Source organism: Mobilicoccus pelagius NBRC 104925 (assembly GCF_000247995.1).
GTDB lineage: Bacteria > Actinomycetota > Actinomycetes > Actinomycetales > Dermatophilaceae > Mobilicoccus > Mobilicoccus pelagius.
On record NZ_BAFE01000073.1, the window covers coordinates 147,406 to 156,661 of the forward strand.

Annotated in this window: 8 protein-coding genes; 2 read left to right on the forward strand and 6 right to left on the reverse strand. The window is 72.9% G+C overall.

The window, feature by feature from the left end; translation table 11 throughout:
• Positions 1 to 14: 14 nt before the first annotated feature.
• Positions 15 to 2,747 (reverse strand): DNA polymerase I, encoded by a 2,733-nt coding sequence (gene polA / locus MOPEL_RS11200; RefSeq protein WP_009483023.1) that lies wholly within the window; start codon positions 2,745 to 2,747, stop codon positions 15 to 17.
• 159 nt (positions 2,748 to 2,906) lie between these two features.
• On the opposite strand from polA, the gene MOPEL_RS11205 reads away from it, so the two are divergent.
• A complete protein-coding gene (locus MOPEL_RS11205) occupies positions 2,907 to 3,374 on the forward strand; it encodes a PaaI family thioesterase (protein WP_009483024.1) in 468 nt (155 codons plus the stop codon).
• A 106-nt stretch (positions 3,375 to 3,480) separates the two neighbouring features.
• On the opposite strand, the gene MOPEL_RS11210 is transcribed toward MOPEL_RS11205, so the two are convergent.
• Positions 3,481 to 4,071 (reverse strand): GNAT family N-acetyltransferase, encoded by a 591-nt coding sequence (locus MOPEL_RS11210; RefSeq protein ID WP_040634126.1) that lies wholly within the window; start codon positions 4,069 to 4,071, stop codon positions 3,481 to 3,483.
• Between the two features lie 231 nt (positions 4,072 to 4,302).
• Between MOPEL_RS11210 and MOPEL_RS11215 the strand changes: the two genes are divergently transcribed.
• Positions 4,303 to 5,229, forward strand: a complete 927-nt coding sequence (locus MOPEL_RS11215; protein WP_040634128.1) for a DUF554 domain-containing protein — start codon at positions 4,303 to 4,305, stop codon at positions 5,227 to 5,229.
• Positions 5,230 to 5,364: 135 nt separating this feature from the next.
• On the opposite strand, the gene MOPEL_RS11220 is transcribed toward MOPEL_RS11215, so the two are convergent.
• The 4 genes from MOPEL_RS11220 to MOPEL_RS17795 all read right to left on the reverse strand — a co-directional run.
• Complete coding sequence (locus tag MOPEL_RS11220; protein WP_009483027.1) at positions 5,365 to 6,690, reverse strand: ABC transporter permease; 1,326 nt, start codon at positions 6,688 to 6,690, stop codon at positions 5,365 to 5,367.
• Positions 6,687 to 7,379, reverse strand: coding sequence for an ABC transporter ATP-binding protein (locus MOPEL_RS11225; RefSeq protein ID WP_009483028.1), 693 nt, complete (start codon positions 7,377 to 7,379; stop codon positions 6,687 to 6,689). Before MOPEL_RS11225 ends, MOPEL_RS11220 begins: the two co-directional genes overlap by 4 nt.
• Before the next feature lie 13 nt (positions 7,380 to 7,392).
• The gene (locus MOPEL_RS11230; protein ID WP_009483029.1) at positions 7,393 to 9,048 is read right to left on the reverse strand and encodes a peptidoglycan-binding domain-containing protein; all 1,656 of its coding nucleotides are present in this window, start codon (positions 9,046 to 9,048) and stop codon (positions 7,393 to 7,395) included.
• Positions 9,049 to 9,061: 13 nt separating this feature from the next.
• The coding region (locus MOPEL_RS17795; protein WP_009483030.1) for a hypothetical protein at positions 9,062 to 9,256 on the reverse strand (195 nt) is incomplete at its 5' end.

Sequence of the window (9,256 nt, forward strand, 5' to 3'; positions counted from 1 at the left end):
CCGGCCGCGCCGGCTCAGTGCTCGGCGTCCTGCCAGGAGCGGCCGGTGCCGATGTGGACCTCGAGGGGCACGGCGAGGTCGGCGGCGGCGCCCATGCGGTCGCGGACGAGGTCGGTCACCGTGTCGAGCTCGCCGGGAGCGACCTCGAGGACGAGCTCGTCGTGCACCTGCAGCAACACCCGGGAGGCGAGCCCCGCCTCGCGCAGGCCCGCGTCGACGCCGAGCATCGCGACCTTGACGATGTCGGCCGCCGACCCCTGGATGGGCGCGTTGAGGGCCATACGTTCGGCCATCTCGCGGCGCTGCCGGTTGCCGGAGTCGAGGTCGGGCAGGTAGCGCCGACGCCCGAACATCGTCTCGGTGTACCCGACGGCTCGGGCGTCGTCGACGACCTGCCGCAGGTAGTCGCGCACCCCGCCGAAGCGGAGGAAGTACTCGTCCATGAGGCCCCTGGCCTCGGCGGTGGAGATCCCGAGCTGCTTGGAGAGCCCGAACGCCGAGAGGCCGTAGGCGAGGCCGTACGACATCGCCTTGACCTTGCTGCGCATCGCCGGGGTGACCTCGGCGGGCGGCACGCCGAACACCCGACTACCGACGAACCGGTGGAGGTCCTCCCCGCTCTGGTACGCCTCGATGAGCCCCTCGTCGCCGGAGAGGTGCGCCATGATGCGCATCTCGATCTGGCTGTAGTCGGCCGACATGAGCGTCTCGTAGCCCTCGCCGACGACGAACACCGACCGGATGCGCCGACCCTCGTCGGTGCGGATCGGGATGTTCTGCAGGTTCGGGTCGGTGGACGAGAGGCGGCCGGTCGCGGCGATCGTCTGCTGGTAGGTCGTGTGGATGCGACCGTCGGGCGCGACCGACTTGATGAGCCCCTCGGCCGTGACCCGCAGCCGGGAAGCGTCACGGTGGCGCAGGAGCGCCTCGAGGAACGGATGCTCGGTCTTGGCGTAGAGGTCGGCGAGAGCGTCGGCGTCGGTCGTCCACCCCGTCTTCGTCTTCTTCGTCTTGGGCATGTCGAGCTCCTCGAAGAGCACGACCTGCAGCTGCTTGGGCGAACCGAGGTTGACCTCGTGCCCGATCGCCTCGAACGCGTCGGCCTGCGCCTGATCGACCTTCGTCGCGAAGTGCGACTCCAGCTCCTCCAGCGCGGCGAGATCGGCCGCGATGCCGACCCGCTCCATCCCCGCGAGGACGTCGACGAGGGGCAGTTCGACGTCGCGCAGCAACTCGGTGCCGCCGGACTCCTCGACCTTCTCGCTCAACACCCGCCACAGATCGAGCACCGCGCGCGCCCGGCTCATCGCCTGGCGTGCCTGCCCGTCGTCCTCCCCCACGGAGAAGTCGAGCGTGCCCTGCCCCGCCTGCTCCTTCTCGGGGGCGAGGAGCTCTCGATGCAGATACCGCACCGAGAGGTCGGCGAGGTCGTAGCTGCGCTGGTCGGGCCGCACGAGGTAGGCCGACAGGGCGGTGTCGCCCGTGAGACCTCGCACGGCCCAGCCGCGTTCGCCGAGCATCCGCATCTGCGGTTTGGCGTCGTGGAACACCTTGGGGCGCGCCGCGTCGGCGAGCCACTCCCCCACGGCCGTCTCGCCCGCCGGGTCGAGCTCGGTGAGACGCACGAACGCGACGGCCGGCTCGGCGGTGTCACCCTCGCCGCCCTCCGTACCCTCGCCGGAGGCCAGGGCCAGGCCCTCGGCGTCGCCCTCGCCCTTGGCCCACGTGCCGACCACGCAGACCCCCACGGGATCCCCCGCCGCGGCGTGGCGGTCGAGCCAGGCGGGGACGTCGGCGGGCTCGAGGACGACGCCGTCGACGTCGAGGGCCTCCCCGGCGCTCTCCTCCGGCGTGGCGGCGAACGTCTCGAACAGCCGGTCGCGCAGCACGCGGAACTCGAGGCTGTCGAACACCCGGTGCACCTCCTCGCGGTCCCACGAGGTGCGTTCGAGGTCGGCGAGGGTGACCGGCAGGGCCACGTCGCGCACGAGCGCGTTGAGGCGACGGTTGCGCAGCACCCCGTCGAGGTGCTCGCGCAGCGATTCCCCCGCCTTGCCCTTGATCGCGGTGACGTTGGCGACGATGCCGGTGAGGTCGCCGTACTGCCCGAGCCACTTGGCCGCGGTCTTGGGGCCGACGCCGGGCACGCCGGGCAGGTTGTCGGAGGACTCCCCCACCATCGCCGCGAGGTCGGGGTACCGCTCGGGCCGCACGCCGTACTTGGCCTCGACCGCGTCGGGCGTCATGCGCGCGAGCTCCGAGACGCCCTTGATGGGGTAAAGCACCGTCGTCGTGTCGGTGACGAGCTGGAAGGAGTCGCGGTCACCGGTGACGATCGACACCTCGTCGATGGCGGGCGTGCCGTCCTCCCCGAGCGCGTTGGCCTGGGTGACGAGCGTGGCGATGACGTCGTCGGCCTCGTACCCGTCGACCTCGACGTGCCGGATGCGCAGCGCGTCGAGCACCTCCTTGAGCAGGTCGACCTGCCCGCGGAACTCGTCGGGGGTCTTGCTGCGCGTGGCCTTGTACTCGGCGTACTGCTCCGTGCGGAACGTCTGCCGCGACACGTCGAACGCGACCGCGAGATGCGTGGGGTCCTCGTCGCGCAGCACGTTGATGAGCATCGACGTGAACCCGTACACGGCGTTCGTCGTCTGCCCCGTGGTGGTGGAGAAGTTCTCCGCCGGCAGCGCGAAGAACGCACGGTAGGCCAGGGAGTGCCCGTCGAGAAGGAGAAGTCGGCTCACGGTGCGAGCCTAGACGCCCGCTCCGACAACCACCGACCCCCGACGGGCGGGTGGACACACGGCCGCGCCGCAACCACCCGCGACGCGCTCCCCGATGACACGATGACCCGAGTCATCCACCCGGCGGCGCCGCGCGCCTCCCCACGCTGAGGAGTCCCCATGACCGACGACACCCCCGACCTCGCCCGCGACGCGGCCCGCGACAACACCCTCGGCCGACTCGGTCAGCACGTCGAGGGCGACGGGTACACGGGAACCCTCATGGAGCACATGGGCATCCAGATCCAGGAGGTCTCCGCCGAGGGCGCCCGGGGCACCATGCCCGTCGCGGGGAACGTGCAGCCGTACGGCATCCTCCACGGCGGCGCGAACGCGGCCCTCGCCGAGACCCTCGGCTCCTACGCGGCCTCGGTGCACGCGGGTGAGGGACGCGCCGCCGTCGGTGTCGAGCTGAGCTGCACCCACCACCGCGCCGCCCGGTCGGGTGTCGTCACGGGTGTCGCCCGGGCGATCCAGCTCGGCAACAGTCTCGCCTGCTACGAGATCGTCATCACCGACGAGGAGGACCGCCGCCTGTGCACCGCGCGGCTCACGTGCCTCGTGCGGGAGCGTCCGCCGGCTCTGTGAGCCTCCCCGCACCGCAGCGGGCCCGCCCGTGGGACGTCCCCGGGCGGGCTCCATGCGGTGTCGGCGCTGCGGTGTCGGCGCCGCTGGGTCGGCGTGGCCGTGAGGGTCAGGAGTGCGCGGCCACCGGGCCGAGGAGGACCTGGCGGCGCTGCTGGGCGCGACGACGCCGCTGGAGGAGGAGCTGGTCGACGTTCGTCGGCCGGGCCTCGGGCCCTCGCAGGCGGCGCAGGAGAGTGGAGGTCTGCGCCACGCGACGCGTGACGACTGCGGCGAAGCCGAGGCGCGCGAGCGTGCGGTGGGCGTCCTTGGCCTGGGTGGGCAGGGCGCACCCGATGTGGTCGACGCCCCGTTTCTGCGCGAGCCCGGCGACGGCGGTGAGCAGGCAGCGCGCCACGCCCTGGCCGCGCGCCTCGGGCACGACGTAGACGTCCTCGATGCCGAGGGAGGGCACGTCGAGGTGGGCGGTGAGCGGCGAGGCCGTGAGCCACACGTACCCGACGACCCGCCCCTCGAGCACGGCGGTGAGGATCGTGACGTAGTCGCGGGTGACGGCCTCGGCGAACCGGCCCTCCTCGACCGCGCGCCGCGCGGACTCGACGGAGTGCTCCTCCTCCCCCCGGTGGGCGATCCACATCTCTGCGAGAAGCTCCAGGTCGTCACGGCAGAACGGGAGGACGGAAGGCTGGCGACGAGCCACGGTCTTCACCTCGGCGAGATCAGGGGGTGTCCCGACGCCGGAATCGGAGCACGGGGGCGGCGACGACGGCGCAGGGGTTTCGGGACGAACGCTCCGAGCATAGTGGTCGGCCGACCGCCCGGGAAGCAGAAGTGCCGACCGATCCGTGACCTGCCGTTGACCTTCCCTTGACCCAGCACTGAGCCCACGCCCTCGGCCCCAGCGGGTGACGAACCCCCTACTGTGGCGGGCATGGACGCCTCGATCCCCGGTCTCGGCACCCTCGTCAACACCGTCGCGGTGGCGGCCGGTGCCCTTCTCGGCATGGGCGCGGGGCATCGCTTCTCGGAGCGGACGCGCACGATCGTCACCGACTGCCTCGGACTCGTCACCCTGCTCATGGCGGCGCTGTCGGCCATGTCGGTCACCTCCCCCGCGCTCGCGGCGGACGTGGGCGCCTCCGCGCCGGTGCTCATCGTCCTCGGCAGCCTCGTCCTCGGTGGCGTCGTCGGCTCGGCGTTGCGCATCGAGGACCGCCTCGAAGGACTCGCCGGCACCGTCCGCGACGCCGTCGCCGCGCGCCTGCGCCGTCGCCGCACCGCGACGGGCAGTGCGGCCACCACGACCGCGCCGCGTGCGAGGACGACGGGAATGACGGCCGCGGGCGCGACTGCCGCGCAGCCAGTGGACCGGGCCACGCCCCCGGTCGCCGACGACACGGCCGTCGACACGGCCGACGACACCGACGACGGCACGGCGGCGGAGGCGCGGGAACGGTTCATCGAGGGGTGGTTGACGGCGACGTTGTTGTTCTGCGTGGGTCCGTTGACGATCCTCGGGTCGATCAACGACGGTCTGGGGCGCGGCATCGATCAGCTGGCGGTGAAGTCGGCCCTGGACTTCTTCGCGTCGATCGCGTTCGCCTCGACGTTCGGCGTGGGGGTGCTCGCCTCGGCGGTGTCGGTGCTCGTGGTGCAGGGCGGTTTGACGCTCGTCGGGATGCTGCTGGGCGCGGTGATGCCGGAGTCGCAGATCATGGCGCTCACGGCGACGGGCGGCCTGTTGCTCGTCGGGATCGCGTTCCGGCTGCTGGACGTCAAGCACATCCGCGTCGGCGACCTCCTGCCCGCGCTCGTCGTCGCCCCGCTCCTCACGGCCGCCGTCGCGGCGTTCCACTGACCTCGGCCGACAACGGTGAACGGCGGCGGTCCCCGCGTCTCCCCGATGCAGGTGGGCGCGGCCCGGACATGCGAAGACCTCGCCCGCCTCGACGCGGAGGTTGCCGTGGCACCGGTGCCCGCCCTGCCTGGGCGGTCATTCTCCGGAACGCAACGCGTCTATGGGTTCGATGCGGGCGGCGCGCAGCGAGGGGTAGATGCCCGCGAGGAGGCCGATGGCCCCACCGGCTGCGGGTCCGGCGGCGAGGACCCACCGGTCGAGCGTGGGCGGCCAGCCCTGGATCTCGGCGACGACGACGGTGAGCAGCGCCCCGAGGCACGTGCCGAGGACGGCCCCGAACAGGCCCACGAGCGTGCTGTTGAGGAGGAAATAGGCGAGGATGTCGCGGCGCCTGGCCCCGATGGCGCGGCGGAGTCCGATCTCGGTCGTGCGCTGGAGCACGGCGACGAGGGTGACGTTGGCGATGCCGACACCGCCGACGACGAGGGACACCCCGGCGAGGGCGAGCAGCAGGCCCTGGGTGTCGGACGACACGGCGGCGCGGGTGCCCTCGGGCGCGGGCGCGACCTGGGCCTTGAGCGACTGCGGTGCGTCGGGTCGGAGGGCCACGGCGACCTGTTCCGAGACGGAGGCCGCGGCGCCTGCCCGGGTGAGCACGAGCATCTTGTCGGGGGTCGTGAGCCCCAGTCGCCGCCGGGCGAACCCCTCGGGCACGACGAGACTGCTGAGCAGGGCGGATTCGCGGTCGACGGAGTCGATGATCCCGATGACGACGACGGGCAGCCCTTCGACGAACACGACGGGCCCGCGGGTGGGGTCGGTGACGTGGAGGCGTTGTGCGGCCTCCCGCCCGAGGACGGCGACGGCCTCGCCGCGGTCGTCGTGGAAGGAGGAGGGGAACACGCCGCGTCCCTGTGCGCCGACGGCCTCGAACAGGCCGGGTGAGACGGCGAAGGTGGCCACGGCCTCGGAGGCGGATTCGCCGGGCTCGTGTACGGGGCTGCCCCGCACTTCGCGTTCGGGTTTCAGTTCGGTGATGTCGCCGGCGGCGACGACGCCGTCGATGCGGAGCACCTTCACCTCCCCGTGCCAGGGCAGCCCTTCACCGGGGAGGGGCCCGCGTTTGTCGGCGGCCTGCGTCGTCACGGAGACGTCGCGGGGTGCGAGATCGTCGAATCGTGAGCTGATCTGGCTGTCGAGGCTGGCGGCGAGGCCGAGGGTGCCGACGAGGACGGCGACTCCGACGAGGGTGCCGAGGGCGGTGAGCAGGGAGCGCAGGGGCCGGGCGGTGAGGTCGGTGAGGACCTCGCGCGCCGTGTCCGACGCGGAGACGTGGCCGTCCTCTCCGGGGTGCGTGTTCTTGTGCCGTCGGCGTCGGCGTTCGCCCCACGACGCGGGGGGCCGCCACGAGTGCGTCGGCCGCGACGTCGGCGCCGGTCGACGCGCCGGGAGCCGCGTCACCGTGCCACCGCCAGGTGCCCGTCGGTCATGACGGCGACCCGCCCGGCTCGGGCCGCGACCTCGTCGCTGTGGGTGACGACGATGAGGGTGAGTCCGTCGGCGTGGACGTCGTCGAAGAGCTGGAGGATACTCTCGCCCGTCGCGGAGTCGAGGTTGCCGGTGGGTTCGTCGGCGAGGAGCACGTCGACGCGGGCGGCGAGGGCGCGGGCGATGGCGGTGCGTTGTCGTTCGCCGCCCGACATGGTCGCCGGGGAGGCGTCCCTCCGGTGGCTCAACCCGACCCGGTCGAGCGCGGCCAGGGCTCGGCTGCGGCGCTCGACGCGGGGAAGTCCGCGGTAGAGCATTCCGAGTTCGACGTTCTCGGTCGCCGACTTGGCGTTGATGAGGTGGAACGCCTGGAACACGAAGCCGATGGTGCGGCCGCGGATGGCGGCGCGGCGGTGGTCGGGGAGGGTGTCGACGGGTTCGCCGAACACCGAGACGGTGCCGCTGCTGGGCCGGTCGAGCAATCCGAGGATGTTGAGCATGGTGGACTTGCCGGAGCCGCTCGCGCCGCAGATCGCGAGGTAGTCGCCGACCTGGACGTCGAGGGTGACGGGTTTGAGCACCTCGACGTCACCGAAGCGCCGGGTGACGTCGCGGAGTTGGAGCACGGGCGGGGTCTCGGCGTGCCCGGTGGGAACGGTCATGGGGTGTGCGGCGTCATCGGGACACGACCACGAGGTCGCCGGGCGCGAGCGTGCCACCGCCGTCGACGGAGCGGATCTCGACGAACCCGTCGGCGCTGAGGCCGGCGGTGACGGGGACGTCACGCAGGGTGCCGTCGGCGTCACGGACGGTCACCACGGCTCGGCCGTCGGCGGCGCCGCGGACTGCGGCGACGGGGACGGCGAGCACCTCGGCGGCAGTGGTCGCGGTGGTGAGGGAGACGCGGACGGCGTCGCCTCGACGCTCGGCAGGGAACGGCGTCGTGGGGGTGATGACGAGGACCGTGTCGGAGCCGCGATGCGCGATCTCGGTGACGCTGCCGGTGCCGGCGGGTCCGCCGTCGTCGCCGCCGAACTCGACCTTCGTCCCCGTGCGCACGAGCGCGGCCTCGTCGGGTTGGACGGTGGCCTCGAGGGTGAGCTTGCCGGGTGCGAGCGTCGCCCATCCGCTGCCCTGGGGCGCGTCGCCCGACCCGGTGTCTCCGTCACCTCCGGCACCCCCGCCGCCCGCGGCTGCGCTGTCCCCGCCCGACGCGGCGCTGTCTCCACCACCGGAGGGGTCGGCGGCGGCACTGACGACGGTGGCGGGGAGTGCGTCGACGAAGACGACCTCGCAGAAGGGGACGCGGGGGCCCGCCTGCACGGCGAGACGGTTGCGGGTGGCGACGGCCTCGCCCACCTTCGCCTGGGCGCGGGCGAGCGCCGCCTGGGCGGTGGAGGTGTCGGGGCCGCGGCGCAGCTTGGCGAGAGCGGCCCGGGCATCACGGGCCTGCACCGCCAGGAGGCGTCGGTGTGTGCCGGTGGACGTGGTCTGGGCGAGGGCGCGTTCGGCCTCCTCGACGGCGATCTGTGCGCGGATCACCTCGGCCTCCGGGGGCGGGTTTGCGGCGGCGCGGAGGACGCGTTGCGCCTGGGCCACCTCGTCCTTGGCGGCGCGCACCGCGGCGTCGGCGTCGCGGAGGGCGGAGACGTCCTCGGGGCCGGGGGCCACGGGTGTGAACCCGGCAGCGGAGTAGAGCCGCTGCACCGCCTGTTGGGTGGAGGGGCCGAACACTCCGACGCGGTCGGTGATGGGGTGGTCGAGTCGGCGCAGCGCGGCCTGGAGTTGGCGCACGTCGATGCCGTCGGAGCCGGGCAGCATGTCGCGGAATGCGGGAACCTTGCCGCGCAGCGCGATCACGGGGCGACCGTTGACGGCGGCGAGGACGCCGCCCTCGGTGATCTTGGCGCCGTTCTTGGGCGGGCGGGTGAACACTTTGGGGCCTTCGCCGCCGCCGGCGGCGGGCGTGCACTCGACGGGGATCTCTCCCTGCGTGGTGATGGTGCCGCGCGTGACGAGGTGTGCGGCCATGCGTCGCGAGGTGACGGGCTCGGTGAGCACGGTGTGGGGCGGACCCTGTGCCGCCGATCGGACGGCCTCGGTCGTCGTCGTCCGGGTGAGCACGAGGGCGAGGGTGCCGAGCACGAGTGCGGCGACCACCGCTGCCGCGATCCACGGCACGGGCGGGCGGCGCCGCCACAGTGGGGTGGTCACGGGTTCCTCCGATGGCGCGTCGTGGCCGGTGGTGAACAGCGCGTCCTCCAGCGAGGTGGCGTCGTCCCGCGGCTCCTCGCCGCGAGTCGCGCTGCGGAAGGGGTTCGTGCGCCTCATCGCGCTCCCGCCGTCACTTGAGGATCTCCGTGGCGCGCTTGACGGCGGCCTGCCGCAGTTCGGTGAACGCGGCGATGTCCCCCTCGTGTGCCGCCGTCACGGCCTTCTCGTGCCGCTCGATGAGCGCATCCTGCGTCTCGCGGAACTTCGTACTCACCACGCACTCCGCGTCCGCCGTGGCGGTGTCGATCTCCACCTTTTCCAGTTT